Annotated in this window: 23 protein-coding genes; 14 read left to right on the top strand and 9 right to left on the bottom strand. The window is 68.1% G+C overall.

Annotated features, from left to right (window positions below; translation table 11 throughout):
* The first annotated feature begins 221 nt into the window (after positions 1-221).
* Positions 222-1,214 (top strand): phosphoesterase, encoded by a 993-nt coding sequence (locus tag DELCS14_RS20705; protein WP_013803400.1) that lies wholly within the window; start codon positions 222-224, stop codon positions 1,212-1,214.
* Here the strand turns inward: DELCS14_RS20705 and DELCS14_RS20700 are convergent.
* The gene (locus DELCS14_RS20700) at positions 1,154-2,023 is read right to left on the bottom strand and encodes a pseudouridine synthase (RefSeq protein WP_043796414.1); all 870 of its coding nucleotides are present in this window, start codon (positions 2,021-2,023) and stop codon (positions 1,154-1,156) included. The two genes, DELCS14_RS20705 and DELCS14_RS20700, sit on opposite strands and share 61 nt — an antisense overlap.
* 194 nt (positions 2,024-2,217) lie before the next feature.
* Here DELCS14_RS20700 and DELCS14_RS20695 point away from each other — a divergent pair, with 194 nt between their 5' ends.
* A complete protein-coding gene (locus tag DELCS14_RS20695) occupies positions 2,218-3,216 on the top strand; it encodes a diaminopimelate dehydrogenase (RefSeq protein ID WP_013803398.1) in 999 nt (332 codons plus the stop codon).
* Here the strand turns inward: DELCS14_RS20695 and DELCS14_RS20690 are convergent.
* Positions 3,213-4,586 carry an MFS transporter gene (locus tag DELCS14_RS20690; protein ID WP_013803397.1) on the bottom strand — a complete coding sequence of 458 codons (1,374 nt, stop codon included), beginning with the start codon at positions 4,584-4,586 and terminating at the stop codon, positions 3,213-3,215. The genes DELCS14_RS20695 and DELCS14_RS20690 overlap by 4 nt on opposite strands.
* 90 nt (positions 4,587-4,676) lie before the next feature.
* Here DELCS14_RS20690 and DELCS14_RS20685 point away from each other — a divergent pair, with 90 nt between their 5' ends.
* Both DELCS14_RS20685 and cls read left to right on the top strand, forming a co-directional pair.
* The gene (locus DELCS14_RS20685; RefSeq protein WP_012204400.1) at positions 4,677-5,024 is read left to right on the top strand and encodes a hypothetical protein; all 348 of its coding nucleotides are present in this window, start codon (positions 4,677-4,679) and stop codon (positions 5,022-5,024) included.
* Between the two features lie 366 nt (positions 5,025-5,390).
* Complete coding sequence (cls, locus tag DELCS14_RS20680; protein WP_013803396.1) at positions 5,391-6,839, top strand: cardiolipin synthase; 1,449 nt, start codon at positions 5,391-5,393, stop codon at positions 6,837-6,839.
* 61 nt (positions 6,840-6,900) lie between these two features.
* Here cls and DELCS14_RS20675 read toward each other — a convergent pair whose 3' ends face one another.
* Positions 6,901-7,743, bottom strand: coding sequence for an META and DUF4377 domain-containing protein (locus DELCS14_RS20675; RefSeq protein WP_013803395.1), 843 nt, complete (start codon positions 7,741-7,743; stop codon positions 6,901-6,903).
* Positions 7,744-8,075: 332 nt separating this feature from the next.
* On the opposite strand from DELCS14_RS20675, the gene DELCS14_RS20670 reads away from it, so the two are divergent.
* Positions 8,076-8,654 carry a DUF2242 domain-containing protein gene (locus tag DELCS14_RS20670; RefSeq protein ID WP_013803394.1) on the top strand — a complete coding sequence of 193 codons (579 nt, stop codon included), beginning with the start codon at positions 8,076-8,078 and terminating at the stop codon, positions 8,652-8,654.
* Between the two features lie 22 nt (positions 8,655-8,676).
* On the opposite strand, the gene DELCS14_RS20665 is transcribed toward DELCS14_RS20670, so the two are convergent.
* The 5 genes from DELCS14_RS20665 to DELCS14_RS20645 form a co-directional block, all read right to left on the bottom strand.
* Positions 8,677-9,474 (bottom strand): peptidoglycan DD-metalloendopeptidase family protein, encoded by a 798-nt coding sequence (locus DELCS14_RS20665; protein WP_228676907.1) that lies wholly within the window; start codon positions 9,472-9,474, stop codon positions 8,677-8,679.
* Positions 9,475-9,671: 197 nt separating this feature from the next.
* Complete coding sequence (locus tag DELCS14_RS20660) at positions 9,672-11,945, bottom strand: DUF3300 domain-containing protein (protein WP_013803392.1); 2,274 nt, start codon at positions 11,943-11,945, stop codon at positions 9,672-9,674.
* A gap of 183 nt (positions 11,946-12,128) precedes the next feature.
* Positions 12,129-12,446, bottom strand: coding sequence for a DUF2322 family protein (locus DELCS14_RS20655; RefSeq protein WP_013803391.1), 318 nt, complete (start codon positions 12,444-12,446; stop codon positions 12,129-12,131).
* Between the two features lie 75 nt (positions 12,447-12,521).
* Entirely contained in the window at positions 12,522-13,238 is a 717-nt protein-coding gene (locus DELCS14_RS20650) for a class I SAM-dependent methyltransferase (protein ID WP_013803390.1), read from the bottom strand.
* Between the two features lie 129 nt (positions 13,239-13,367).
* Positions 13,368-15,176: a glutamine--tRNA ligase/YqeY domain fusion protein gene (locus DELCS14_RS20645; RefSeq protein WP_013803389.1), complete on the bottom strand. Its 1,809-nt coding sequence runs from the start codon at positions 15,174-15,176 to the stop codon at positions 13,368-13,370.
* Positions 15,177-15,406: 230 nt separating this feature from the next.
* Here DELCS14_RS20645 and DELCS14_RS20640 point away from each other — a divergent pair, with 230 nt between their 5' ends.
* From DELCS14_RS20640 to DELCS14_RS20610, 7 genes are all read left to right on the top strand, one after another.
* On the top strand, positions 15,407-15,784 hold the full coding sequence (locus DELCS14_RS20640; RefSeq protein ID WP_013803388.1) for a hypothetical protein: 378 nt from the start codon (positions 15,407-15,409) through the stop codon (positions 15,782-15,784).
* 130 nt (positions 15,785-15,914) lie between these two features.
* Positions 15,915-16,358 (top strand): type II 3-dehydroquinate dehydratase, encoded by a 444-nt coding sequence (gene aroQ, locus DELCS14_RS20635; protein ID WP_012204410.1) that lies wholly within the window; start codon positions 15,915-15,917, stop codon positions 16,356-16,358.
* Entirely contained in the window at positions 16,355-17,239 is an 885-nt protein-coding gene (locus DELCS14_RS20630) for an alpha/beta hydrolase (protein ID WP_013803387.1), read from the top strand. Before aroQ ends, DELCS14_RS20630 begins: the two co-directional genes overlap by 4 nt.
* Positions 17,232-17,642 carry an alternative ribosome rescue aminoacyl-tRNA hydrolase ArfB gene (gene arfB, locus DELCS14_RS20625; protein ID WP_013803386.1) on the top strand — a complete coding sequence of 137 codons (411 nt, stop codon included), beginning with the start codon at positions 17,232-17,234 and terminating at the stop codon, positions 17,640-17,642. The genes DELCS14_RS20630 and arfB overlap by 8 nt, the downstream gene beginning before the upstream one ends.
* Positions 17,643-17,724: 82 nt before the next feature.
* A complete protein-coding gene (locus DELCS14_RS20620; protein WP_013803385.1) occupies positions 17,725-18,663 on the top strand; it encodes a class III extradiol ring-cleavage dioxygenase in 939 nt (312 codons plus the stop codon).
* A 95-nt stretch (positions 18,664-18,758) separates the two neighbouring features.
* Positions 18,759-19,424 (top strand): phospholipase, encoded by a 666-nt coding sequence (locus DELCS14_RS20615; protein WP_013803384.1) that lies wholly within the window; start codon positions 18,759-18,761, stop codon positions 19,422-19,424.
* A gap of 190 nt (positions 19,425-19,614) precedes the next feature.
* The gene (locus DELCS14_RS20610; protein WP_013803383.1) at positions 19,615-20,535 is read left to right on the top strand and encodes a DUF3014 domain-containing protein; all 921 of its coding nucleotides are present in this window, start codon (positions 19,615-19,617) and stop codon (positions 20,533-20,535) included.
* Positions 20,536-20,553: 18 nt separating this feature from the next.
* Here DELCS14_RS20610 and DELCS14_RS20605 read toward each other — a convergent pair whose 3' ends face one another.
* Positions 20,554-21,024, bottom strand: coding sequence for an Lrp/AsnC family transcriptional regulator (locus DELCS14_RS20605; RefSeq protein WP_012204416.1), 471 nt, complete (start codon positions 21,022-21,024; stop codon positions 20,554-20,556).
* Between the two features lie 104 nt (positions 21,025-21,128).
* On the opposite strand from DELCS14_RS20605, the gene mdeB reads away from it, so the two are divergent.
* Positions 21,129-23,759, top strand: a complete 2,631-nt coding sequence (mdeB, locus tag DELCS14_RS20600; RefSeq protein WP_013803382.1) for an alpha-ketoglutarate dehydrogenase — start codon at positions 21,129-21,131, stop codon at positions 23,757-23,759.
* A 335-nt stretch (positions 23,760-24,094) separates the two neighbouring features.
* Positions 24,095-26,275, top strand: a complete 2,181-nt coding sequence (locus DELCS14_RS20595; protein ID WP_013803381.1) for a c-type cytochrome — start codon at positions 24,095-24,097, stop codon at positions 26,273-26,275.
* Positions 26,276-26,287: the final 12 nt, after the last annotated feature.

Genomic DNA, 26,287 nt, shown 5'->3' with positions numbered 1-26,287 from the left:
GCCCAGCGGGTCCGCAGGCGGTCGCAGCAATTCAATGACAAGGCGGACATGATAGGTCCTGGGGTTTGCCTGCGGCGCCTGCTCGGGTGATAGGCCTTGTCCTGCCCAGGCTTTGCGCTACGTTCCTTGCGAGCAGCCCGCGCAATGCCCGGCTGCCCAGGGTGCCCGGGCGCTGGAGCAAGTGCAGGGGAATGGCGCCAGGACCGACAATCGCCCCCATCATGAAAAACACCATCCTGCCCCTGCAATTGTTCGTGCGTCCCGAGCATGACGATCCCCAGCCCCTGATCCTCTACCACGGCCGCCGCTGCCCGGACGGCTACGGCGCGGCGCTGGCGGCCTGGCTGTACTACGGCGGGCAGGCCGAATTCCGGGGGCTGGACCATGGCGAGATCCAGAAGGCCGACGACCTGGGCGAGCTGGCCGGCCGCGCCGTCTACGTGCTGGACTTCGCCTTCGAGCCCGAGCTCATGTCCGAGATCGAGTCGCGCGTGGCCAAGCTCGTGGTGCTGGACCACCACAAGAGCGCTGCCGAAAAGCTGAGCGGCTACCAGTGCCGCTGCGGCGTCGTGCACTTCGACATGAACAAGTCCGGCGCGCGCCTGGCCTGGGAGTTCTTCCAGGCCGACAAGCCCGTGCCCGGCCTGATCCGCTTCATCGAGGACCGCGACATCTGGAAGTGGGAATTCGCCGAGAGCGCGGGCTTTCTCGCGGCGCTGGACATGGAGCCGCGCAGCTTCGAGCGCTGGGCCGAGATCGCGGCCTTCACGCCCGAGCAGGAAGCCGCCTTCATGGCGCGCGGCGGCGCCATGGACGAGAAATTCCAGAAGCTGTGCGCCGACATTTCCGAGGCGGCCCAGCCCCTGGTCTTCAACGGCATGCAAGGGCTGATGGTCAACTGCCCCGGCATGTTCCACAGCCAGGTCGGCGACCTGCTGGCACGCCAGAGCGGCAGCTTCGCGCTGATGTGGCATGCCAGCACCAAGGGAGTGAAGATCGGCCTGCGCTCGCGCTCGGAGTTCAACTGCATTCCGCTGGCCGAGAGCTTTGGCGGCGGTGGCCATGCCCAGGCCTGCGGCTTCAAGATGGGCAACGAGCGCCTGGTGGAGCTGCTGTCTGGCGTGCTCAAGGCCGATGCCTCGGCCGACTACGCCTACGTGGCAGCGCCGCTGATGGAGCAGCCTGAAACGGGCGCGCCTGCCGAAGCCGTCTGATCCGGCCGGGCCGTCGCCGGCAGGCCCGCACAGGCCTGCCAGCCGGGCAGGGCACACAGCGCTCGCCAGTGCTGCACATCGGGCACATGGCCCAGTTGCCGCCAGTCGGCCTCGAAGCGCAGCGGCTCGCCCGTCATCGGGTGCGCCAGCTCCAGCGCATGGGCGTGCAGCCACAGCCGCTGCAGGCCCAGCCGCTCGGCCCACCAGCGGTTCAGCGGCCCCTTGCCATGCGTGGCGTCGCCAATGATGGGATGGGCCACATGCTTGAGATGGCGGCGTATCTGGTGGCGCCGGCCCGTGGCGGGCAGGGCCTCGACCAGTGAAATCCGTGTGGCCGCGTGGCGCGGGTCAAAGGCCTCGGGCCACTCCAGGCGCGCCAGGCAGCGCAGCGAAGTCTGTGCGGGCTGGGCTGGGGCGTCCTCGGGCGCATCGTCGGGCCTGAGCGCGTGGTCCACCTCCACCGCATCCGGCAGCCAGCCCCGCACCAGCGCCAGGTATTGCTTGCGCACTTCCTGCCCGGCAAAGGCCTGGCCCAGCCGCTGGGCGGCCTGGGCATGCAAGGCCATGACCAGCACGCCGCAGGTGCCCTTGTCCAGGCGGTGCGCGGGGTACACATGGCAGCCCAATTGGTCGCGCAGGGTCTGCAGCACAAAGCGCGTCTCATGCGCGTCCAGTCCCGTGCGATGCACCAGCCAGCCTGCGGGCTTGTAGACCGCCACCAGATGCTCGTCGCGCCAGAGGATGTGCAGCGGCGCGTCGTCGGGCTCTGGCGGCTGGGCCGGGGAGGGGATGGATGAAGGCTGGAACATGAGGGCGTGAGTGTAGGCGCTGTCCGCCCACCGCCAATGCAGGCCCCCGCGCACTACCCCCGTGCAGGGCAACGCAGTGCTGCCTGTCATTGCACGACTGGCGGCTTCAGGGCGATGCAAGATCGCGCCTGGTTCTGCGCCGCCGCGTGAACCGGAGTTTCTGAAACCCTCTCAAACGCAACGCACCACACCGCATGGACCATCGCAGCACCGCTCCCATCCGCATCGCCATCGTCGGCCACGGCAACCTCGGTCGTGGCGTGGAGGCGGCCATTGCCCGCAACCCCGACATGGTGCTGGCCGGCATCTACACCCGCCGTGATCCGGCCCGGCTGTGTCCGCTGCAGCCCGGCACGCCCGTGCACGGCATGGACAGCCTGCTGGCCCATCGCACCGGCATCGACGTGCTGGTGCTGTGCGGTGGCTCCAAGGACGACCTGCCGCAGCAGTCGCCCGCGCTGGCCGCGCATTTCAGCCTGGTGGACAGCTTCGACACCCATGCGCGCATTCCCGAGCACTTCGACCGGGTGGATGCCGCCGCCCGCGCAGCCGGCACCACGGCGCTGATCTCGGCGGGATGGGACCCGGGCATGTTCTCCCTGCAACGCCTCATGGGCGAGGCCCTGCTGCCCGATGGCGCCACCTACACCTTCTGGGGCAAGGGCCTGAGCCAGGGGCACTCGGACGCCATCCGCCGCATTCCCGGCGTGGCCGGGGGCGTGCAGTACACCATTCCCGTGGACGAGGCCGTGCAGCGCGTGCGCAGCGGCGTGCGGCCCGAACTGTCTGCGCGCGAGCGCCACCGGCGCGAGTGCTTTGTGGTGCTGGAGCAGGGGGCCGATGCCGATGGCGTGCGCCAGGCCATCGTCGGCATGCCGCATTACTTTGACGAATACGACACCACGGTGCATTTCATCAGCGCCGAGGAACTTGCCCGTGACCATTCGGCCATGCCGCACGGCGGATTCGTCATCCGCAGCGGCCGCAGCTCGCAGGGGCTGCACCACTCCATCGAATACCGCCTGCAGCTGGACAGCAATCCGGAATTCACGGCCAGCGTGCTCGTGGCCTATGCGCGCGCCGTGCACAGGCTGCAGCAGTCGGGGCAGACGGGCTGCAAGACCGTGTTTGACGTGGCGCCCGGCCTGCTGTCGCCCAGGAGCGCGCAGCAGCTGCGGGCCGAGCTGCTTTAGCCCTGGCCCACGCGGGCCGCGTCTTCCAGCCGGTCCACATCACGCAGCGGCTTGAACAGGGTCATCCAGCTGCCGACCACGCCCAGCGTGCACAGGCTGCCCACCACGGCAGCCGGCACGGCGCCCAGCCAGGCGGCGCTGGTGCCGGCGCGGAATTCGCCCAGTTCGTTGGACGAGCCGATGAACAGCATGTTCACCGCGTTCACGCGCCCGCGCATGGAGTCGGGCGTGGAAAACTGCACCAGGGCCGAGCGGATGTAGACACTCACCATGTCGGCCGCGCCGGCCAGCATCAGGGCGGCCATGGACAGCCAGAACCAGTGCGACAGCGCAAACACCAGGTTGGCCACGCCGAAGATGGCCACGGCGGCGAACATCACGCGGCCCACATGGCGCTGGATGGGACGGGCCGACAGCCACAGGCCCATGGCCACCTCGCCCACGGTCATGGACGAGCGCAGCAGGCCCAGGCCTTCGGGGCCGACCTTGAGCACCTCGTGCGCATACACGGGCAGCAGGGCCACCACGCCGCCCAGCAGCACGGCGAACAGGTCCAGCGAAATCGTGCCCAGGATGATGGGGCGCGTGCGGATGAAATGGATGCCTTCGCCAAAGCGCTGCCACAGCGAGCCGCCCGCCGGCGCCATGGCCCCGGCAAAGCGCACGGGCACCGTGCCCAGCAGCAGCACGGCCAGCACCAGGGAGACGCCGCAGACCGCATAGGTCAGCACGGCGCCTCCCCAGGCGTAGAGCACTCCGCCCAGCACAGGCGCCGCAATGGCGGCCGTGCGCATCAGCATGCTGTTGGTGGCCAGCGCCTGGGCCAGCTGCTCGCGCGGCACGATCTGCGGCAGCAGGCTTTGCAGGGCCGGCCCCGTGAAGGCGCGGCTGCAGCCGAACAGCACCAGCACGGCATAGATCCAGTGCACATCGTGCGCGGCCGCGCCCTCGTGCCAGGACAGCCACAGCAGCAGCAGGGAGCATAGGGCGGCCACGGTCCAGCTGCCCGACAGCAGGCGCTTGCGGCTCATGCGGTCGCTGAGGTCGCCGGCCGGAATCAGCAGCGCCAGCATGGGCAGGAACTGGGCCAGTCCCACGTAGGCCAGGGACATGGGGTCGCGCGTCAGGTCATACACCTGCCAGGCCACGACCACCGCCTGCATCTGCTGGGCGAACATGGACAGCATGCGCGCCATGACGAAGGGGACGAAGGCGCTGCTGCGCAGGCCGGCAGCGGGGCTGTCGGCCGATGAGGGGGGAAGCGGGGAGGAGGGCAAGATCGGATATCCGTGGAGGAGCACGCGCAGTATCTGCGAAATGCCGGCGCCTTGCTGGCCGTTGTGCCCGCTCCACGCTGCCGACGAAGGCATGCGGTCTGCTCCCACAAACACCCGCGGCGCGGCGCGAGAATATGCCATCACGGGTCAGGCCAGAACCCCGCATCAGAGGAGCAACACACCATGTCCATGTTGTCCATGCAATACGCCGGCACCTTGATCGGGCGCGAAGCGGTCATCGACTTCCCCGACAGCAAGGCTGATGTGCGGTACACGCCGCAAGGCCAGATGGTCTGGCATGTGGTCGATTCCCTGGGCCATGTATCCGATGGCTGCGAACGGCTCAGCTACCTGCAGGTCAGCGACAGCCTGCACTTCCTCAACTGGATCGAGAAAACGGGCTTCACTGTCAGCCAGGTCATCGACACGGCCCAGGGCACGGTGCAGGCCTTCTGGTCGTTTGCCGACCCGGCCAGCGAGGGTGGCCACCGCTCCTCCATGTTCGTCGAAGGCCGTTTCCGCTTCCGTTGAGGCGCCCGCCTGCACGGCGCAGCCCGGCCGCGTGAAACATTGCGGCATCTGCGCGATCTGCCTGTTTTTTCAGCGCCTGCGGCAAACCCATGGCTGGCGCGGCAATGCAGGGTTGTCCCGAAGCTTGTCCACAGGCAGGCCCACAGTCGCTGGGCATAACCGTCACGCTGCGGTCATTTTCGTCATGTAGCGGAAAAGTTCCTGGAATGTGGGTGTGCACTATCGTTGAATCCAATGATCGGCGGGTGCATGGAATTCCGGTTCATTGCCTGAGGCGACGCCGGCCGCGCGCAGATCCAGGTTTGCCGCCGTGAAACATCCCTTCCGCCCAATCCCGTCCGCAGGGCCCCCGGCTATGCTGGCTGCATGACCTGGCTGTTTCTTGCATTGCATCTGCTGCTCATTGCAGGCTTTGGCCTGCGCATCCTGCTGCGCGACGATGTGCGGCCCGACGTGCGCATGGGCTGGCTCACCGTCATCGTGCTGCTCCCCTATGCGAGCTGCGCGCTGTACTACCTGTTTGGCGAGGTGACGCTGCGCCGCCGAGGCCGGGCCCGATACCGCAAGGTGCAGGACTTTGCGCCCGGCGCCCCGGTCACGGGCAGCGGCGTGCCGGTGGCGGGCATCGCTCCGCAATGGCAGGCGGCCTTTGGCTATGCGGCGTCCATCAACCGCTTTCCCGTACAGCCGGGCCATGCCGCGCAGCTCATGGCCGATGGTGCCCGGGCCCGCGCCCGCATGCTGGCCGACATGGAGGCCGCCCGTCACGAGATCAACGTGCTCTACTACATCTGGCTGGCCGATGACACGGGAACGGCCGTGGCCCAGGCGCTGGTGCGCGCGGCCCGGCGTGGCGTGGTCTGCCGCGCCATGGTGGACGGGCTGGGCTCGCGTGCGCTGCTGCGCTCCGACCTCTGGCAGCAGATGGCGCAGGCCGGCGTGCAACTGGCCGTGGCCCTGCCGGCCAGCCACCCGTTCAGGGTGATGTTCACCAGCCGGCTGGACCTGCGCAACCACCGCAAGATCACCGTGATCGATGGTGCCATCACATACTGCGGCAGCCAGAACTGCGCGGACGAGGCCTTCGCCGTGAAGGCCCGCTACGCGCCCTGGGTCGATATCATGCTGCGCCTGCAAGGCCCGGTGGTGGCGCAGATGCAGCAGGTCTTTGCCAGCGACTGGGCGCAGGCGCGCAGCGCAGACCATGGACTGTCCATGCCCCTGGCCGCCCAACCCGAAGCGGGGCCGGCCGACATGCCCCCCGAAGGCTTTGCCGCCGTCGTCATTGCCGAAGGCCCGGCCGAGCGGCCGCGCTCCACCTCGCAGCTGGTGTCCACCCTGCTGGCCAGTGCGCGGCGCGAAGTGGTGATCTCCACGCCCTATTTCATCCCCGATGCCACGGTGCTGGAGGCCCTGTGCGCCGCCGCCTGGCGCGGCGTGCAGGTCACGCTCATCCTGCCGGCGCGCAACGATTCCTGGATCGTGGGCGCGGCCAGCCGCAGCACCTACCGCTACCTGCTGCGGGCCGGCGTCATCCTCCATGAATTCCGCCCCGGCCTGCTGCATGCCAAGACCCTGTGCGTGGACGGGCAGGTGGCCCTCGTGGGCTCCACCAACCTGGACCTGCGCAGCTTCGACCTGAACTTCGAGAACAACGTGCTGCTGCAGGACGAGGCCGTGACCCGCGCCATCCGCCAGCGCCAGGGCGAGTACATCCGCCAGTCCGACCGCATCACGGCCGCCCAGGTCCACGCCTGGCACTGGGGCCGCCGCATCTGGAACAACCTGCTGGCAATGTTGAGCCCGGTGCTGTGAGCCTGCAAAGAAAAAGGCCTGCGCGATGCAGGCCTTCAGGGCTGTTGGGAGGCAGACACGCTCAGCGGCCCACGCGCTCGCTCTCGACCACCATGTCCAGCACATAAGCGTAGGCCGATGCGTCGGCGGGCACGTTCTGGCGCTTGTAGCGCTGGATGCGCAGCACGTTGCGGATGCCGGGTTCGTGCTTGTAGCCCTCGATCTCGCTGTAGAAGTTCTCCCACTCGCCGGTGGAGGTCTTCACGCCGTTGTCGCCGTAGCGGATCTCGCGCACGCGCAGGCACTGGAAGTCCTTGATCAGCGGGTGATTGCAGGCCGTGCGCTGGGGTGCCACTTCCAGGAAGATGCGCTCGCCGGCGCTGCCGTACTGGGTCTGGGCCGTGGGCGAGCCGTCGAACTGCCAGCGCGTGCCATCGATGAAGGTGAGCGTCAGGCGCGCAGGCTGCTTGCCTTCGCCCAGTTGCACGGACCATTGCTTGGCCGTGGGCAGGATGCGGGCCACCTTTTGCTCCAGCGCCATCAGTTGGTCGTCATCGCAGGCCATCAGCGTGCTGGCGGCGCGTTGGGTGGCGATGCGGTTGCCTTCGGTGCGGTAGCCCGTGGTCACCACGTTGCACAGGTTCTTGACGGCCAGGCGCTGGTCGGCAAATTCCAGTTGCAGGGGCCGCTTGCGCGAGGCGGCGGTCAGGAACCAGCTCTGGTCCTCGGTGCCCTGGGGCGTGAAGGCCTGGCGAAGATTCCAGTGGTAGGCGGTCAGCGATTGGGCATCACCGGGTGGGCCGGCAGGGGCCGACGCCTGGGTCTTGGCGCCTTCTTCGGCATTGCCACCCTTGTCGATATGGCTGCAGGCGCCGAGCCCCATGGTGACGATCACGGGCAGGCACCAGGTCCAGCTTGGCTTCATGTTGAATTCCTTGGTTGATGGGTACGGAGACAGGCTCAGGCGCGGCGGGCTGGTGGCAGCCCTGGCGCGGCATGTGCCGCGCCGGCCCTGGCCGAACCGGGGCACCATAACGCAGATGCGCGGCGGCGCCTGTCAGAACGGGGCGCTATTCACATTCCTTTGCATCTATTTGATGCAGGCGGAAAAAACGGATTGCTGCAAAGTTGCGGGCCGATGCGTTGCGCTCAGGTGAGAATAGGCGGCCAGCCGCCATGCCATCCGCAGGCTGCGGCGCCGGAGCAAGGAGCAGGTTCGTGTATCGACGTTGGAGTGCAGCAAACAGGGTGCGTGGCATGCGCTACGCGGGAGCTTTGGCCATCATTGCAATGCTTGCGGGCTGCGGCTCGACCATTCCCCAGCATGTGCCCGTGCAGGAGAGCTTCGGCTCCACCGAGACCTTCTCGCGCATGTTCGATGCCTCGCCGGCCCAGACCTGCGAGGCCGCGCGCCGCGCGCTGCTGAGCCAGGGCTACATCGCCATGGCGCGCACGGCCGAACTCATAGAGGGCAGCAAGAGCTTCCAGCCCGACCCCGAACTGAACCTGCAGATGAACATCCGCGTGGTCTGCGTGCCCGAGACGGCCGATGGCCAGGTCAGCATCGGCTTTGTCACGGCGCTGCAGGACCGCTATACCTTGAAGAAGAGCGCCAACTCGGCCAGCCTGGGCGTGGGTGCGCTGGGGTCGGTGTCGCTGCCGTTCTCCTCGGGCAGCGACTCCATGGTCAAGGTGGGCAGCGAGACGATTGCCAAGAGCGGTTTCTACGACAGCTTCTTCGAGCTGGTGTCGCGCTACCTGGCGCAGGACCGCGAGTCCATCGCCGTGCCCACGCCGGTGGCGCCGCAGAACACCATTCCCTCGGCCAACCACTGACGCCGGCGGGCGCCGGCCCCGTTCAGGCCGCCAGGAACAGCGCCGGGTCCACCATGGCGCGGTTGAGCATCACGCCCCAGTGCAGGTGCGGGCCGGTGACACGGCCCGTGGCGCCCACCTTGCAGAAGGCATCTCCCGTGTCCAGCTGATCGCCCAGCTTGCACTGCACGCTGCTCAGATGGCAGTACATGCTCAGCAGGCCGCCGCCGTGGTCCAGCCACACGGTGCCGCCGTTGAAGAAATAGTCGCCCACATCCACCACCTTGCCCGGCAGCGGCGCGACGACGTTGGTGCCCGTGGCTGCCGCGATGTCCATGCCGCTGTGCGGATTGCGCGGCTGGCCGTTGAACACGCGGCGCAGGCCGAAGCTGCTGCTGCGGCGGCCCGGCACGGGCTGGCGCATGCGCAGGTCGCCAGGGCGTGCAGGCGGCTCGGTGAACAGTGCCATGATGGTCTGCTGGTGGGCTCGTTCACGCTGGTAGCGGGCATCGTCCTCGGGTGACAGGTCCACGGTCTTGGGCGAGACCTTCAGGCGCTGCTCGGTGTATTTCTTGTCGCGCACTTCGTAGGGCAGGGTGCGCGGTGTGCCCTCGCCCTTCACCGTCACGCCATGCGTGCCGGGCGCCACCGACAGCGCAATGCCGACCACGGCCGTCCATTCGATCATGTCGCCCACCACCAGCACGGGCACGTCGCCGGCCAGCACCTGGGGCCGCTGGGCGGCTGGCCCCAGCGACAGGCGGGCCACGCCACCGGGCACGCGGCTGTCATACGGCCAGGGGGATTCCCCGGAGGCCGCCGCGGCCCAGGCCGGGACCATCAGGCCTGCGCCCGAGGCACACAGGGATTGCACAAACAGTCGGCGGGAGCGGGAATTCGTCGTTGGTATCTGCATGGGGGAAGCGGGGGGGCTGTGGTCGAGCGCCCCATTGTCCGCCATGCCAGCGCGCCAGCTTGCCAACGCCTCAACGCCTCAACGCCATGACGCCATGGCATTCAAATGCGCTTGCAGGCCGCTCAACGGTCCCGGCGCTCGTCGCGCCCGCCGCGCCGCTCCTGTGGGCGGGCCGCGTTGGCCATGCGCTGCTGTTGCTGGCGTTGCTCCTGCTGTGCGCGGGCCTGCTGCTGCTGGGCACGCGCCTGTGCCTGGGCCTGCATGCGTTGCTGCTGGGCAGCCTCGAACTGCTGCTGTCTTTGCTGCTGCGCCTGCCGCTCCTGCATCTGGGCCTGTCTTTGCGCTTGCTGCTGGGCCTGTTGCTGGGCCTGCATCCTGGCCTGCATCTGCTCCTGTGCGCGTGCCTGCTGCTGCTGTTGTTGTTGCTGCATTTGCTGCTGGCGCGCCTGGTCCTGGGAGCGCTGCAAGGCCTGGCGATCGCGCTCGGCCTGTTGGCGGGCCTGGGCTTGCGCCTGAACCTGGGCCTGGTCGCGGGCCTGATCCCGCATCTGCGCCTGGGCCTGCATCTGGGCCTGGCGCTGCTGTTGCTGGCGCGCCTGTTCCTCGCCGCGAAGGCGGGCGGCCTGCGTCTCCATTTGCTGCTGTTGCTGCTGGCGCTGGCGCGCTGCATCGGCCATGGAGCGGTCGCGGTCCTGCCGGTCCTGTGGCCTCATGCCCTGCTGCGTGGCTGCGGAAGACCAGGAAGGCACGCGGGAGTCGCGGCCCCTGTCACCTTGCATGGCTGCCGCAGGCAGTGCTGGCGCGGGTCGCTGCGCGGCGCCCGATGGGGATGAGGGGGCAGATTGCGCAGACTGAGGGGACTGCGGCCACTTGCCGAACTGGCCCGGCTGCGAGGCCGGCACCGGGTTCATCCGGGGCTGCAGCGAGGCCTGGGGCCGGTCATCGGGCCTGAGGCCCGGGCGTCCGCGATCGGCGCCATCGTGCCGGGCAAAGCCCTGGGCGCCGCCGGGCGGCACCATGCCTTGGGCGGACGGGGGCGGGCCGCCCTGCGGCGGCCTCAGGCCCAGGCGTTGGGGCATGCCGGAGTGCGCTGCTGCTGCGGCGCCGGCCATGCCTGCGGCACCGGCCAGGGCCGCAGCGGCCATGCCGCCTGAACGAGGGTCACCAGAACGAGGGTCACCAGAACGAGGGTCACCGGAGCGAGAGTCACCGGAGCGTGGGTCGCCCGGGCGAGGATCACCACCTTGCTGCGGGAAGTCAGGGCGTCGCGGCTCGAAGTGCGGGTTGTTCGCGATGTGGGTGACGTTGCCAACGTTGTTGATGTGCGTGTTGTGGATGTTCTGCACCACCGTGGTCGAGCGCGAGACGTAGGTGTTGTTGTTGTAGATCACGGCCGGGCGGCGCGAGGGCGGTGGCGGCGGTTCGTTGCGGTGCCAGCGGTAGCCGGGCTCGCCCCAGCGCATGCCCCAGGAGTTCCAGCCCCAGGGGCGGCGGTCCACGGACTCGGCCAGGATCACGCCTGCGCCGAAGCCGATCAGCCCCGCCACCACGGGCGCGGCCGAACTGCCCACGTATACGGGTTGCGGCGCCACGATGGGGCGGTATCCGCCGTACATGGGCACGGGCTCGCCATAGACCACACCCGGGTCGTACTGCGGCACATAAACGGTGTCAGGCTGGGCCGGTGCGATCTCGATGAACTGCGGCGGCGTGTCGATCACCGGCACGGGCAGCATGGACGACAACGGCTCGCCCACGGCCTGCGGTGCGGGCTGGGGCACGGGGGGAGGGGCATCGGCCGTGGCCACGGCCACCTTGAGCCGGCTGGAGTCCTTGAGCGTGCCGGCCTTGTAGGCGCGCTGGCGCATCACCTGGATGGCGTTCATCACATCGGCCGGATCGTTGTAGTAGGCCTTGCCCAGGGCCGTGGTCCAGGGAACGTTGGATGACAGCTGTGCCAGCACATTGGGAAACTGCGCCAGCGACTTGACCGAAGGGTCCCAGTCCTGGCTGTTGACGGCGTTTTGCAGTTCCTCGGGCTTGAGGCCGGGGTTCTGCCCCATCCACACCTCGGCGGCGCCGACCTGGTCGGGATAGGTGGAGGCGGCCAGCACCTGGGCCACGAGCTTGTCGGGGTACAGCGCAATGGGCGCCACCATCTGGTAGAGCGTCTCGGCCGAAGGCGGCACATAGGCCACGGGCGTGGCGACGGGCTGGGCGCTTTCGGTGGCAGGCGGCAGCGGCGCGCTCGCGGCCTGCGGGGGCTTGTCCTGGGATTCGTTGCAGGCGCTCAGCGCCAGGGCGGCGGCCACGCCCAGCACGCTCAGGCGCAGGGCGCCAGCGTGGGAAGTTGAGCGGGCCGTGGTGCGTGCTGTGGGCACGGCGGATTGCAGCATTGCGTTCTCCTGGGCAGGAACGCCTTGCGCGCCGAAGCGGCAAGGCACATGTCATTTGAACGCCAAAGTGCACGCTGCGTTGACACCGGCGTGTCAGCCGATGCCCCCAGTCCGCGCAACTTCTGTGACGCCGTGTTTACCCAGGCTGAATCAGGCCGCGCTCAAGCCGCGATCAGGCCGCGATCAGGCCGCGATCAGGCGGGCCTGGTAGCTCTCGGCACCCTTGGACCAGGCCAGCAGGCGGTCGATGTTGGGGTGCTTGCCAGGGAAGGCGATGGCGTCCTGCGTGTGCTCGGCATACCACTCCAGGCCCAGCTCGGCGGCGGCCGGCGTGATGCTGCCGCCGTACAGCGCGGCCAGCGCGTGGTACACGGCCAGCGAGCCGGTCTGGCCGGGCTTGTTCTCGATGGTGGCCACGACCTGGCCCTGGGCATCGGCCAGCTGCAGCGCGGCGAGGTGGGTGACGGTGGGCAGTTGCTGAAGGCGTGCGGAGAAGTTCATGCTGAAAGGCAAATCAAAGGGAAAAGAGTGAAAGGGACGGGTCAGCCGGCGCCGGGCGTTCTGGTGTTTCAGTGGTCAGGCCTTGAAGGCAATCCAGGCACACCAGAACAGGCTGGAGAAAAAGCGCTTGGGCTGCACGAAACCGGCCAGGGCCAGCATCTGCTCCACCGCCTCTTCCGAGGCCGGTGGAACCGCGCCCTGCCGGATTTTGCCGAGTTTCGCATGGACAGCGGCCTCGTCCACGCCCGCCATGCGCCAGCGCATGGCCCAGGCTTCAAGGAACAGCGGCTCGCTGTCATAGCGGTGGCGGTTGCAGGCCAGGATGAAGGGTGCCCCCGGCGCCAGCCGCGCCGACAGGGCCTGCAGCAGCTGCAGCTTGTCCGCGTCGTCAGGGACGTGGTGCAGCACGCCGATCAGCGTGGCCGCGTCGAACACCGTGCCGGCCGGCAGGTCCTGCACGGCGAAGGGGGCGGCCTGCACCTGGGCCGACAGCCCCGCTGCGGCGATGCGGTCCATGGTCTGGTCCAGCATGGGGGCCGAGGGGTCGGCAGCCGTGAATTTCCACTGCGGCCTGAGCCGCGCCGTGGCCAGGATTTCCTGGCCCGTGCCCCCGGCGCCGCCAATCAGCACGGACTTCGGGCCGGCATCCAGGCTTGCAGCCAGCAGGCAGGCGGCCAGCTCGTGGCAGGCGTCGTAGCCGGCCAGTGCGATGCGGCTTTGCGTTTCGTACTCGGCCGCGCGGGAGGTGTCGAACTTGGCGGCGGAAGCCGCCTGTGGCAAGGCTTGGTTCATGGCCTGGCATTGTGCTGAGGCCACGGTCCCTGCAAAAGCGCCGATGTGCGATGGCCCACCCCTGCAAAGCAGGATGGTGGGCCATCTTCGGGGAGCAGCGGTGCAGGTGCCCGTCAGCGGGCCATGCGCCTACTTGCCCCAGGAGTCCTTGAGACCCGTTGCACGGTTGAACACGGGCTTGCCCGGTGTGTGGTCCTTGCGGTCGGCCACGAAGTAGCCGAAGCGCTCGAACTGGAACTTGTCGTCAGGCTGCGCGTTGGCCAGCGAAGGCTCCACATAGGCGGTCACCACCTTGAGGCTTTCCGGGTTGAGCAGCGTCAGGAAGTCCTTGCCGCCCGCATCGGGCTGCGGGTCGGTGAACAGGCGGTCGTACAGGCGCACCTCGGCCTGCACGCCGTCGGCCACGCCCACCCAGGTGATGGCGGCCTTGACCTTGACGCTGTCCGCACCCGGCGTGCCGCTCTTGGTGTCGGGCACCACGGTGGCCAGCACCTTGGTGACGTTGCCCTCGGCATCCTTCTCGCAGCCCGTGCACTCGATCACGTAGCCGCCCTTCAGGCGCACCTTGTTGCCCGGGAACAGGCGCTTATAGCCCTTGGGCGGCACTTCGGCGAAGTCCTCGCGCTCGATCCACACCTCGCGGCCCAGTGTGAAGCGGCGCACCGGCACCTGCTGGCCTTCGGCGGCGTGGGGCAGGGCGGGCAGCTCGCAGGCTTCCAGGTGCTCGGCGCTGCCGAAGACCTCGGCCCAGTTGGTCAGCTCCAGCTTGAGCGGGTCCAGGGCCACCATGCCGCGATGGGCCTGGTTCTCCAGGTCCTCGCGCAGGCAGCCTTCCAGCGTGGAGTAGTCGATCCAGGCGTAGTCCTTGGTCACGCCGATGCGCTCGCAGAAGGCCTGGATGCTCTGGGGCGTGTAGCCACGGCGGCGCAGGCCGACGATGGTGGGCATGCGCGGATCGTCCCAGCCGCTGACGATGCCGTTGTCCACCAGGTGCTTGAGCTTGCGCTTGCTGGTGATCACATAGGTCAGGTGCAGGCGCGAGAACTCGTACTGGCGCGGCTGCGGGGCGGCGATCAGGCCGCCTTCGCGCAGATGGTCCAGCAGCCAGTCGTAGAACGGGCGCTGGTCCTCAAACTCCAGCGTGCAGATGCTGTGGGTGATGTGCTCCAGCGCGTCCTCGATGGGATGGGCGAAGGTGTACATCGGGTAGATGCACCACTGGTTGCCGGTGTTGTGGTGCTCGGCATGGCGCACGCGGTAGATGGCGGGATCGCGCAGGTTGATGTTGGGCGATGCCATGTCGATCTTTGCGCGCAGCACGGCAGCGCCATCGGGCAGCTTGCCGTCGCGCATTTCGCGAAAGCGCGCCAGGTTCTCGGCCACCGTGCGGCTGCGGAACGGGCTGTCCACGCCGGGGCGCGAGAAATCGCCGCGGTTGGCCTTCATGTCGTCGGCGCTTTGCTCGTCCACATAGGCCAGGCCCTGCTCGATCAGGTACTCGGCTGCGCGGTACATGAAGTCGAAGTAGTTGCTGGCGAAGTACAGGTTCTCGTGGCCGTCGGCTTCCTTCCAGCCGAAGCCCAGCCAATGGACGGCATCGATGATGCTGTCCACGTACTCCTGGTCTTCCTTCTCGGGATTGGTGTCGTCGAAACGCAGGTGGCAGGCACCTTCGTAGTCGCGCGCCAGGCCGAAGTTCAGGCAGATGGCCTTGGCGTGGCCCACGTGCAGGTAGCCGTTGGGCTCGGGCGGGAAGCGTGTGCGGATCTTCGCCACGTCCACCTGGCCCTGGTTGTGGTGGTCGCCATCACCGGGGCTTCCACCCCAGCGGCGCTGGGCGTGGGTACCGTTGGCCAGGTCGGCCTCGATGATTTGGCGCAAAAAGTTACTCGGTTTGACCGGATCTTTGGAGATGGGGGAGGCGTCAGCAGAGCTCATCGCAGCATTGTAGGCGCCCGCCTGCAGACCCGCTCCGGACGGCTTTCGGACAGCCGCGCCAGCCAAGGGTTGAGGCATTTGGAAACAAACTTGTAGAAAAGCCTGCCATCCGTAGACCCCTCTCGCGCGTTGAGAATGCAGGGCGTATGCCGTCCCCCTGTGCCAAAGTGCGGGAAGGCGGCACCAGCGGCAATGCCTGCCACGCCTGTCCAACTTCGAGGAGAGACACCATGACAACGACAGCTTCCCCGTGGGTTGCAAAAGCAGCAGCAGCCGGCCTGGCCCTGGCCGCCCTCATGGCTTCGGGCGCCGCCCAGGCCCGGGGCGATGTGCAATGGTCCATCAGCCTGAATTCGCCGGGCATGTATGGCCCGCCCGTCTATGTCGCGCCTGCCCCCGTCTATGTGGCACCGCCCCAGCCCATCTACTACGCGCCCCCGCCGCCGGTCTACTACGCGCCGCGCGCCGTCTACCGTGCTCCGCCCGTCGTGGTCGTTCCCGGCTATGGATACGGCTATGGTGGCGGCTACCGGGGTGGATACCGTGGCGAGTACCGCCATGGCCATGGCCATGGCCATGGCCACGGGCATGGCCACTGGCGCCGTTGATCTGAGCTGAACCGCGCTGAACCGACTCTTGCCGCCCCTTGGGGCGGCTTTTTCCGTGGTGCCTGCGCCAAGACCGGGCCGGGGATGGCCCGCATAATCCAGCCCGTTGGAAACCTGGAGTGTCCCCGCCGTGAAAACCGTCTATGTCCTCAATGGCCCGAACCTGAACCTGCTGGGCCTGCGTGAACCCGCCATCTATGGCTCCCAGACCCTGGCCGATGTGCGTGCGCTGTGCGAAGCTGCCTGCGCGCGCTACGGGCTGGGGCTGGAGTTCCGCCAGAGCAACCACGAAGGCGAACTGGTGGACTGGGTCCACGAAGCCGGCCGTGTGCACGCCGAAGGCCGCCTGGCCGGCCTGATCTTCAACGCCGCCGCCTACACCCACACCAGCGTGGCCCTGCTGGATGCCGTCAAGGGCACGGGCGTGCCGCTGGTGGAGTTGCACATCAGCAACGTGCATGCGCGCGAGAGCTTCCGCCACCACTCCTACCTGTCGGCCGCCGCGCGCGCCGTGATGTGCGGCTTTGGCGTGGCCGGCTACGGCCTGGCCATTGACGCCGTGGCCCAGTGGTGAATACGCCCGCCGCCATTGAGCGCCTGCGCGCCCAGGCGCGGCGCCTGACCACGCCGCTGTCTGCCGCGCAGCCCGAAGACGGCCACATGGTCTGGCATGTCTGGGGCGAGGCACGCGCGGGCGAGCTGCCCATCGTCATGCTGCACGGCGGCAGCGGCAGCTGGACGCACTGGCTGCGCTGCATGGACGCGCTGCTGGCCCAGGGTCGCCAGCTGTGGATACCCGACCTGCCGGGCTTTGGCGATTCCGATGGGGTGCCGGGCGGCCAGGATGCCGACACCCTGGTCGAGCCGCTGCGCCAGGGCCTGCGGCAACTGCTGGCCGATGGCGGTGTGCCCGCCGCCCCGCTGTGTGATCTGGTCGGCTTCTCTTTTGGCGGCATGACGGCCGGCATGCTGGCCGCCGCCGACGGCACGCTGGCGCGGCGCCTGGTGCTGGCCGGGGCGCCCGGCATGGGCGTGGGCAAGGGCCTGGCCGTGCGGCTCAAGGGCTGGCGCCACCTGGCCACGCCCGAGGCGCAGGCCGTGGCCCACCGCTACAACCTGCAGGCGCTGATGCTGCATGACGCCAGCCTCATCGACGAGGACACGCTGACCCTGCATGTGCTCAACGTGGAGCGTGACCGCCTTCCGCGCCGCCGCCTCTCGCACACCGACGTGCTGGCGCGTGCCCTGCAGGCCGTGGACGGCCCCGTATGGGCCATCTATGGCGAGCACGACGCGCTCTACCCGGGCCCGATGATGCAGGAGCTGGCCCAGGCCTTTGCACGCCATACGCGCGACTTCCGCGGCTTGGCGCTGGTGCCCGCCGCGGGCCACTGGGTCATGCATGAGCGTCCCGATGCCTTTGTGGCGGCATTGGCCGCTGCGCTGGATGCCTGAGCGCATGCGGCCCATCGAGCTGCACGAGGTGCAGTGGACCGCCATGCGCGCCCAGGGCGCGGGCGGCCAGAACGTGAACAAGGTCTCCAGCGCCGTGCACCTGCGCTTTGACGTGCGCGCCTCGCGCCTGCCCGAGGCCGTGCAGCAGCGCCTGCTGGCCCTGCGCGACGGCCGCATCACCAACGAGGGCGTGGTCGTCATCAAGGCCCAGCAATACCGCACGCAGGAGCAGAACCTGCGCGCCGCGCTGCAGCGGCTCAACGTGCTGGTGGCCGCCGCCTATCCCGAGCCCATCCTGCGCCGCGCCACCCGGCCTACGCTGGGGTCGCAGCGGCGCCGCCTGGAAAGCAAGAGCCGGCACGGCGCCACCAAGGCCCTGCGCGGGCGCCCGCGCGACGATTGATCCGGATTGACCCGGCCAGCGCAACAATGTGTGCTGCCGCTGGCGGCTTGGCGCGGCGCCCGGGCGTCCCTACATTAGGGGAATGCAAGACTCCCACGCTCCCCACTCTTCCCGGGTTTCCTCCGCTGCCGGTGCCCGGCTGCCCGTGCTCTATGTCTCCCACGGCTCGCCCATGTTCGCGCTGGAGCCGGGTGAAACCGGCCCTGTGCTCGCGCAATGGGGCAGGGCGCTGCGCCAGGCCCACGGCCCGCTGCGCGGCGTGGTCGTCATGTCGCCGCACTGGATGTCGCACGGCGTGGAAGTCATGACCGGTGCCACGCCCACCACCTGGCATGACTTCGGCGGCTTTCCGCCCGCGCTCTACGAACTGCAGTACCCGGCCCCTGGCGCGCCCCAGCTGGCGCAGGAAGTCATGGACCGCCTTCAGGCCGCAGGCATTGCCTCCACCGCCAACGCGCAGCGGCCCTTCGACCACGGCGCCTGGGTGCCGCTGATGCATTTGCTGCCGGATGCCGACCTGCCCGTAGTGCAGCTGTCCCTGCCTGCCTCCGCCGGGCCGGCCGAAACCCATGCGCTGGGCGCGGCCCTGGCGGGCTTGCGCGATGAGGGCGTGCTCATCGTCGGCTCCGGCAGCATGACGCACAACCTGGGCGAATTCCGGGGCGGCACGGGCGAGGCCACGGTGCGGGTGGACGACGCCGTGCAGGCCCTGCGCAGCCAGGATGGCCTGCAGGACGACCATGCCGTCGGCGGCTCCAGCGCCTCCTCGCCCTACGTGCAGGACTTCAGCCGCTGGATCGAATCGCGCCTGCAGGCGCAGGACCTGCCCGCGCTGCTGGACTACCGCGCCCGCGCGCCTTCGGCCCGGCGCGCCCATCCCAGCGAAGAGCACTTCATGCCGCTGTACTTCGCGCTGGGCGCGGCCGGCGCGACAGCGCGGCCACGGTATCTGAGCCGCGAAGTCATGTATTCCATCCTGGCCATGGATGCGATGGCCTTCGAGGATTTGCAGGCGGCATAACCTCCTGCTGCCGCGGACTTGGCGAGGCGCCACAATGGCGCGTTGCCCGGGACCACCCCGGTCCTGGAAATCGCTAAAAAACCAAGGAGTCCGTGATGATCGACCTGCCTCTGGTGGCGCTGGAGCGCCCCGCACAACCCGCACCGGGGCAGCAGCCCTGGCTGCTGGTGCTCATGCATGGCGTTGGCAGCAATGAGCAGGATCTGTTCGGCCTCGCATCGTTCGTGCCGCCGCAGTTCCACGTGCTCAGCCTGCGCGCTCCGTTTTCCATGGGTCCCTCAGCCCATGCCTGGTTCCAGTTCACGGTGGATGCCAACGGCACGCGCCACATCCACGCATCGCAGGAAGAGCACAGCCGCGCCCTGGTGGCCCAGACCGTGCAGCAGGCCGGAGCGCGGCTGGACATCCCTGCCCAGCGAACCGTGGCGGGCGGCTTCAGCCAGGGCGGCATCATGGCGCTCAGCCTGCTGCTGACCCAGCCCGCGCTGCTGCGCGCCGCCATGTGCTGGCACAGCCGCCTGCTGCCCGAGGCATTGCCGCACCAGGCGCCTGACGCGGCCTTTGACGGCAAGTCGCTCTGGGTCAGCCACGGCACCTACGACAACGTCATTCCGCTGACCAGCGCCCACGCCATTCGCAGCCACGTGCAGCGCCTGCCGCTGCAACTGAGCTACCACGAGTACCCGAGCATGCATGAGATCCGCCCCGACGAGCTGCAGGCCGCCATGGCCTGGCTCCAGGATCTGGGCACGCAGGGCTGAGACGGTCGGGTAAGCCGGGTAACGCCTTGTTGCCGGGCGCGCACGATGGCCTGTGCAGAGAGCGCGGCGGCTTATAAACACAAGGCAGGGGCTGGTGTCAGCAAAGCCGGGGAACCCTGGTTGTGCTTTGCTGTCGCACGTCCTGCGGCGACTGAGCTGCCAGCCCCTGCCCAAGCCAAAGGACCCATCCATGCCAGAACGCGATCCCCAAGACTTCCGCCCCCGCGCCAGATCCTCCGGCCCATCGGCTTTCGGCATCGCCGCAGCGGTGCTGGCGGCTGCCGCCCTGGGGGGCGCGGCCTGGTGGTACTGGTGGCGTCCCGCCCCCGTGCCCGAGGCGCCGCCGGAAGTGGCGCAGGCGCCCGCCCAGTCCACCCAGCCCTCCGAACCTGAACCCGTCCCCGCGCCCGAGCTGACCGAGCCCCAGAACCCTGTCGATGCGCTGGAGCAACCCGCCTCCGGCCTGCCCGCGCTGCAGGACTCCGACGCCCATGTCACCCAGGCCCTCAACGGCCTGCTGGGCCGTGACAAGGCTGGCAGCTTTCTGCAGATGGACGGCTTTGTGCGCCGCGCCGTGGCCACCGTGGACAACCTGACCCGCTCCCAGGCCCCTGCACGGCTTTGGCCCGTGCACCCGGCGCCTCAGCGTTTCACGGTGGAGGGCGCGGCAGAGGCTGGTGAGGCGCAGGCCATCGCCCCCGCCAACGCCGCACGCTACAAGGCCTTCGTGGCCTTTGCCGAGTCCATTCCCATGGACGGGGCCGTCAAGCTCTATGCCCGGCTGTACCCCCTGTTCCAGACTGCCTATGAAGACCTGGGCTATCCCAGCCGCTATTTCAACGATCGCCTCATTGCCGTCATAGACCACCTGCGCGCCGCGCCCGAGCCCGCAGGCCCGGTGCAGGTACGGCTGACCAAGGTGGAGGGCGAGGTGCCCTCCATCCAGCCCTGGGTACGCTACGAATACGCCGACCCTGAGCTGCAGGCCCTGTCCAGCGGCCAGAAGATGCTGGTGCGCATGGGCCTGGACAACGAGCGCCGCCTCAAGGCCGTGCTGGGCGAGCTGCGCCGCCGCATCGCCACCGGCGAGATGGCCAAGCCTGCGGGCTGAGGCCAGCCTCCATCCGCCTCAGCCTGCGGCCGGCAGGGGCAGGGCGGTCTTGTACCGCACCTGCTTGAGCGTGAAGCTGGAGCGGATCTTCTCTATGCCCGGAATCGGGGTGAGCTGCTCCACGATGAAGCGCTCCAGCGCACCGATGTCGGCCAGCGCCACGCGGATCAGGTAGTCGGCGTCGCCGCTCATCAGGTAGCACTCCATGACCTCGTCGTGCTCGGCAATGCGGCGCTCGAAGTCGGCCAGCGATTCCTTGGCCTGGGACTTGAGGCTGATGTTGATGAACACATTCAGCCCCAGCCCCAGCGCCGACGCATTGGCCAGCGCCACATAGCGCGCGATCACGCCGGCCTTCTCCAGCGCCTTGACGCGCGCCAGGCATGGCGAGGGCGACAGATGCACGCGCCGCGCCAGTTCCACGTTGGACAGCGAGCCGTCCGTTTGCAACTCGGCCAGAATGCGCAAGTCGATGGTGTCCAGTTTCATCTGCTGGATTTTATGTAGATACCGGCATGAAATGCTGGAATATGGCGTTTTCCTTATCCATGAACGGCTGCTCATGCCGGCCTGCCAGTCCTAAAGTGGCGGACATGAACGCACCCACGCCACTGGCCGCGCTGGCCGATATCGATACCGATCCCCAGGAAACCGCCGAATGGCGCGAGGCCTTTCTGGCCCTGGTCGCCACAGAAGGTCCGCAGCGCGCGCGCTTCGTGCTGGAAGAGCTGGCGCGCATGGCGCGCGAGCAGCGCCTGGGCTGGCAGCCTGACCTGAACACGCCCTATGTGAACAGCGTGGCGGCGCAGCAGCAGCCGGTGTTTCCGGGCGACCTGGCCATCGAGGAGCGGCTGGCGTCCATCATGCGCTGGAACGCGCTGGCCATGGTGGTGCGCGCCAACCAGGCCTATGGCGAGCTGGGCGGCCATATTGCCAGCTATGCCAGCGCGGCCGACCTGTTCGAGACCGGGTTCAATCATTTCTTCCATGCCCGGGAGGGACTTGAGCCGGGCCAGCACCGGGGCGACCTGGTGTTCTTCCAGCCGCACAGCGCGCCCGGCGTGTATGCGCGGGCCTTCCTGGAAGGGCGGCTGAGCGAGCAGGACCTGCAGCACTACCGCCAGGAGATCAGCGCGCCGGCTGCAGGCGCGCAGGGCCTGTCCAGCTATCCGCATCCCTGGCTGATGCCCGATTTCTGGCAGTTCCCGACGGGCTCCATGGGCATAGGCCCCATCAGCAGCATCTACCACGCGCGCTTCATGCGCTATCTCACGCACCGCCGCCTGCTGGACTGCCAGGAGCGCAAGGTCTGGGGCGTGTTTGGCGACGGCGAGATGGACGAGCCCGAAAGCATGAGCGCCCTGACGCTGGCCGCGCGCGAGGGGCTGGACAACCTGGTCTGGGTGGTCAACTGCAATCTGCAGCGTCTGGACGGCCCGGTGCGCGGCAACGGCCGCATCGTCGATGAACTGGAGCGGCTGTTTGCCGGCGCGGGCTGGAACGTGGTCAAGCTGCTGTGGGGCAGCGACTGGGACGGGCTGTTTGCGCGCGACCTCACCGGCACCCTGGCACGCACGCTGGGCGGCACGGTGGACGGGCAGATGCAGACCTTCGCCGCCAAGGACGGACGCTACAACCGCGAGCATTTCTTCGGACAGAACCCCGAGCTCGCCGCCCTGGCCCAGGGTCTGACGGACGAGCAGATCGACCGCTTGAAGCGCGGCGGCCATGACCTGGTGAAGATCCATGCGGCCTATGCAGCGGCTGCCGCCCATCGCGGCCAGCCCACGGTGATCCTTGCCCATACCAAGAAGGGCTACGGCATGGGATCGGCCGGGCAGGGCAAGATGACCACGCACAGCCAGAAGAAGCTGGACGAGTCCGACCTGATCGAGTTCCGCAACCGCTTCAACCTGCCGCTCAGTGACGAGCAGGCCAAGGGCCTGGCCTTCCATAAACCTGCCGATGACAGCGCCGAGATGCAGTACCTGCGCGATCGCCGCACGGCCCTGGGCGGCGCACTGCCGCGCCGCGAAACGGTGTGCGACCGCGTGCCCGTGCCCGGCCTGGAGCAGTACGCGCAGTTCGCGCTGGCGCCTGCCGGCAAGGAGATGAGCACCACCATGGCCTTCGTGCGCATGCTGGGCGGCCTGCTCAAGGACGCGCAGCTGGGTCCGCGCATCGTGCCCATCGTGGCGGACGAGGCGCGCACCTTCGGCATGGCCAACCTGTTCAAGCAGGTGGGCATCTACAGCAGCCTGGGGCAGCGCTACGCGCCCGAGGACATCGGCTCCGTGCTGTCCTACCGCGAGGCACTGGACGGCCAGATCCTGGAGGAGGGCATCAGCGAGGCCGGCGCCATCGCCAGCTGGACGGCGGCGGCCACCAGCTACAGCGTGCACGGCCTGGCCATGCTGCCGTTCTACATCTACTACTCCATGTTCGGCTTCCAGCGCGTGGGCGACGCCATCTGGGCGGCGGCCGACCAGCGGGCGCGCGGCTTTCTGCTGGGCGCCACCTCGGGCCGCACCACGCTGGGCGGAGAAGGCCTGCAGCACCAGGACGGCTCCAGCCATCTGGTGGCGGCCACCATTCCCAACTGCAAGGCCTGGGACCCCGCGCATGCGGGCGAGCTGGCCGTGATACTGGACGCCGGCATGCGCGAGATGCTGGTCGAGCAGCGCGACGTTTTCTACTACATCACCCTGATGAACGAGAACTACGCCCAGCCCGACCTGCCACCGGGCGCGGCCGAAGGCGTGATGTGCGGCGGCTATGTGTTCGGCCGCTTTGGCGATGCGGGCCGTGCCACGCAGCATGTCACCTTGCTGGGATCGGGCGCCATCCTCACCGAAGTGCTCAAGGCCGCCGAGCAATTGGCCAGCGAGGGCATGGCCGCCACCGTGGTCAGCGTGACCAGCTGGAGCGAACTGGCGCGCGATGGCGTGGCCTGCGAGCAGCGCATGCTGGCAGGTGAGGCGCCTGGCCAGCCCTGGATCGCCCAACTGCTGGACGGCACGCAGGGCCCGGTGATTGCCGCCACCGACTATGTGCGCGCCGTGCCCGAGACCGTGCGCGCCTTCCTGCCCGCAGGCAGGCGATTCCTCACCCTGGGCACGGACGGCTTTGGCCGAAGTGACACGCGTGCCGCGTTGCGCGGCCACTTTGGCGTGGACGCGCACAGCGTGGCGCAGGCGGCGCGCCGCTGCAGCCAGGCGGCCTGAGCCCGGCGGGCGAGCCGCCACCCCATACACTGACGGATACACCGACGGTGAAATCAGCGGCCCCTTGCGGGCCGCTTTTTCGTGTGCGCCCGATGCGGCTGCGCGCGCTTTTTCCCTGCATTGATTAAGCCTGCGTTAAATGCGCTATTGGCTTATCGTTTTCGTCGGCTTGCATGGAAAAAATAGGGAGATACCACTAGAATTCGTATATATAAGAAGATATTGCGCAAAGAGATGATCATTTGCTGCAATGGCTGCAGGCGTTGGGTTGAATATCTCGTCAATATCCATTTTTGCCTCTTTCAATAATAATTCATTTCAGTGGATCGAAGACGATGAAACTCTCGCTCAAGCAAGGCCTGCTGTGCGTGGCCGCGCTATCGGCCGCAGCCTGGCAACTGGCCATTTCGGCGCCGGCGCCCGGAGTGGACCATGCGCAAATGCCACAAATCATTGATGACCTGCCTGCCGATTACGCAGCGGACCTGACGGCGGAGCAAAGAACCCTGGTCGATCGCGGCCGATATATCGCACGCCTGGGCGATTGCGTTGCCTGCCACACCGGCAATAAATCCCAGCCCATGGGTGGTGGGCTGGCGCTGGAGACGCCATTCGGCAAGATCTATTCCACCAATATCTCGCCCGACGCCGATACGGGCATGGGCAAATACAGCTTCGAGCAGTTCGACCGCGCCATGCGCAAGGGCGTCGCGGCCGATGGCCGCAACATGTACCCGGCCATGCCCTATCCCTCCTACGCCAAGATGACGGCCGAGGACATGCAGGCCCTGTACGCCTATCTGCTGCAGGGCGTGGCGCCCGTGAAGGCGGCCAACAAGGAGTCCGACCTGGGCTTTCCCTTCAACCAGCGCTGGGGCCTGGCGCTGTGGAACTGGGTGTTTCTGGATGACACGCCCTTCCAGCCCCAACCGCAGCAAACTGCCCAGTGGAACCGGGGTGCCTACCTGGTGCAGGGCCTGGGCCACTGTGGCGCCTGCCATACGCCGCGCGGCGTGGGCTTCCAGGAAAAGACCATGACCGGCGAGGGCAGCAAGGGCGAGTATTTCCTGGCCGGCGAGACCGTGGAGAACTGGCGCGCGCTGAGCCTGCGCAATCTGTGGACACCCGAGGAAACCGCCCAGTTGCTCAAGACCGGGCGCAACAGCCACGGCACGGTCTCCGGCAACATGGTCGATGTGGTGCAGCACAGCACGCAGTACATGAGCGATGAGGACCTGCTGGCCATTGGCACTTATTTGAAGTCACTGCCCGCAGGCAAGAACGATCTGCCCATGCAGGTGGCCCAGGGGCCGGGGCCGGTCATCGCCCCGCATCCGGCGTCGCAGGCCTCCGTGCATGCGCCGTCCGCCACGTCGGCAGTGTCTTCCGACGTGCCTGCCGATCTCTACGCCAGCCGGGGCGGCCTGGGCTATCTGCAGTTCTGCGCCGACTGCCACCGTGCCGATGGCGGTGGCGTGAAGGACGTGTTCCCGCCACTGGCAGGCAATTTCTCGCTGCAGTCGCAGGACCCGTCCACCCTGATCCATCTGATGCTGGTGGGCTGGAAGGCGCCCGTCACGCAAAGCCATGCACGGCCGCTGACCATGCCGGCCTTCGCACAGCTCAAGGATGCGGAGATCGCCGACATCCTCAACTTCGCCCGCAAGAGCTGGGGCCGTGCCGATGCGCGCGAGATCCATGCCAAGGAGGTGCAATCCATGCGCAAGCAGCTCGATGCCAAGGGCGAAAGCGCACGCCCCTTCGAGACGCCGCGCCTGGCCGCCGTGCTGGACGAATCCAACGCGAAGCAACTGGTCTACGGCGCCCGCCTGAACATAGAGACGCGTGACCTGCTGCCCAGGAATGTGGGCAATGCGCTGAACTGCGCCAGTTGCCACCTGAACGCGGGCACGGTGGCCGATGGCTCGCCCTACATTGGTGTCTCGGCCTTCTTCCCCGGCTATGCGCCGCGCGCGGGCCGCGTCATCACGCTGGAGGACCGCATCAATGGCTGCTTCCTGCGCTCCATGAACGGCAAGCCTCTGCCGCTGGAGTCCGACGAGATCAAGGCCATGGTGGCCTACTTCGACTGGATGCGCCGCGAAACCAAACCCGAAGACAAGGTCGAAGGCCGGGGCGTGGGCAAGATCAGCCAGTCCATCGTGCCCAACGTGGACAACGGCAAGAAGGTCTATGCGGCCCAGTGCGCGGTCTGCCATGGCGGCGAGGGCGAGGGCGTGAAGAATGCCAAGGGACAGTGGGTCTATCCGCCGCTGTGGGGTGACGAGTCCTTCAACATCGGCGCGGGCATGGCGCGCACCTACACGGCAGCGGCCTTCGTCAAGCGCAACATGCCCATCGCCTTCCATGGCAACTTCCCGCTGGGCCAGGGCGGCCTCAGCGACCAGGAGGCCGTGGACGTGGCCGAGTACTTCAGCCACCAGCCGCGCCCGGACTTTGCCAACAAGCACAAGGACTGGCCCAAGGACAAGAAGCCGGCCGATGCGCGGTACTGAGGTACTGAGGTA

Origin of the sequence: Delftia sp. Cs1-4 (assembly GCF_000214395.1) — a bacterium.
GTDB classification, from domain to species: domain Bacteria; phylum Pseudomonadota; class Gammaproteobacteria; order Burkholderiales; family Burkholderiaceae_C; genus Comamonas; species Comamonas acidovorans.
The sequence above is the reverse complement of the archived record's forward strand: the minus strand, read 5'-3'. Positions and strand labels throughout refer to the sequence as shown.

What these genes read in the sequence shown, in the direction of transcription:
- DELCS14_RS20610 (WP_013803383.1), top strand. Translation starts at nt 19,615, where the DNA reads ATGCCAGAACGCGATCCCCAAGACTTCCGCCCCCGCGCCAGATCCTCC.
- DELCS14_RS20605 (WP_012204416.1), bottom strand. Translation starts at nt 21,024, where the DNA reads ATGAAACTGGACACCATCGACTTGCGCATTCTGGCCGAGTTGCAAACG.
- cls (WP_013803396.1), top strand. Translation starts at nt 5,391, where the DNA reads ATGACCTGGCTGTTTCTTGCATTGCATCTGCTGCTCATTGCAGGCTTT.
- DELCS14_RS20650 (WP_013803390.1), bottom strand. Translation starts at nt 13,238, where the DNA reads ATGAACCAAGCCTTGCCACAGGCGGCTTCCGCCGCCAAGTTCGACACC.
- DELCS14_RS20675 (WP_013803395.1), bottom strand. Translation starts at nt 7,743, where the DNA reads ATGAAGCCAAGCTGGACCTGGTGCCTGCCCGTGATCGTCACCATGGGG.
- DELCS14_RS20645 (WP_013803389.1), bottom strand. Translation starts at nt 15,176, where the DNA reads ATGAGCTCTGCTGACGCCTCCCCCATCTCCAAAGATCCGGTCAAACCG.
- arfB (WP_013803386.1), top strand. Translation starts at nt 17,232, where the DNA reads ATGCCTGAGCGCATGCGGCCCATCGAGCTGCACGAGGTGCAGTGGACC.
- DELCS14_RS20705 (WP_013803400.1), top strand. Translation starts at nt 222, where the DNA reads ATGAAAAACACCATCCTGCCCCTGCAATTGTTCGTGCGTCCCGAGCAT.
- DELCS14_RS20685 (WP_012204400.1), top strand. Translation starts at nt 4,677, where the DNA reads ATGTCCATGTTGTCCATGCAATACGCCGGCACCTTGATCGGGCGCGAA.
- DELCS14_RS20655 (WP_013803391.1), bottom strand. Translation starts at nt 12,446, where the DNA reads ATGAACTTCTCCGCACGCCTTCAGCAACTGCCCACCGTCACCCACCTC.
- DELCS14_RS20640 (WP_013803388.1), top strand. Translation starts at nt 15,407, where the DNA reads ATGACAACGACAGCTTCCCCGTGGGTTGCAAAAGCAGCAGCAGCCGGC.
- DELCS14_RS20690 (WP_013803397.1), bottom strand. Translation starts at nt 4,586, where the DNA reads ATGCCTTCGTCGGCAGCGTGGAGCGGGCACAACGGCCAGCAAGGCGCC.
- DELCS14_RS20660 (WP_013803392.1), bottom strand. Translation starts at nt 11,945, where the DNA reads ATGCTGCAATCCGCCGTGCCCACAGCACGCACCACGGCCCGCTCAACT.
- DELCS14_RS20700 (WP_043796414.1), bottom strand. Translation starts at nt 2,023, where the DNA reads ATGTTCCAGCCTTCATCCATCCCCTCCCCGGCCCAGCCGCCAGAGCCC.
- DELCS14_RS20620 (WP_013803385.1), top strand. Translation starts at nt 17,725, where the DNA reads ATGCAAGACTCCCACGCTCCCCACTCTTCCCGGGTTTCCTCCGCTGCC.
- DELCS14_RS20665 (WP_228676907.1), bottom strand. Translation starts at nt 9,474, where the DNA reads ATGGTCCCGGCCTGGGCCGCGGCGGCCTCCGGGGAATCCCCCTGGCCG.
- DELCS14_RS20670 (WP_013803394.1), top strand. Translation starts at nt 8,076, where the DNA reads ATGCGCTACGCGGGAGCTTTGGCCATCATTGCAATGCTTGCGGGCTGC.
- DELCS14_RS20615 (WP_013803384.1), top strand. Translation starts at nt 18,759, where the DNA reads ATGATCGACCTGCCTCTGGTGGCGCTGGAGCGCCCCGCACAACCCGCA.
- DELCS14_RS20595 (WP_013803381.1), top strand. Translation starts at nt 24,095, where the DNA reads ATGAAACTCTCGCTCAAGCAAGGCCTGCTGTGCGTGGCCGCGCTATCG.
- mdeB (WP_013803382.1), top strand. Translation starts at nt 21,129, where the DNA reads ATGAACGCACCCACGCCACTGGCCGCGCTGGCCGATATCGATACCGAT.
- DELCS14_RS20695 (WP_013803398.1), top strand. Translation starts at nt 2,218, where the DNA reads ATGGACCATCGCAGCACCGCTCCCATCCGCATCGCCATCGTCGGCCAC.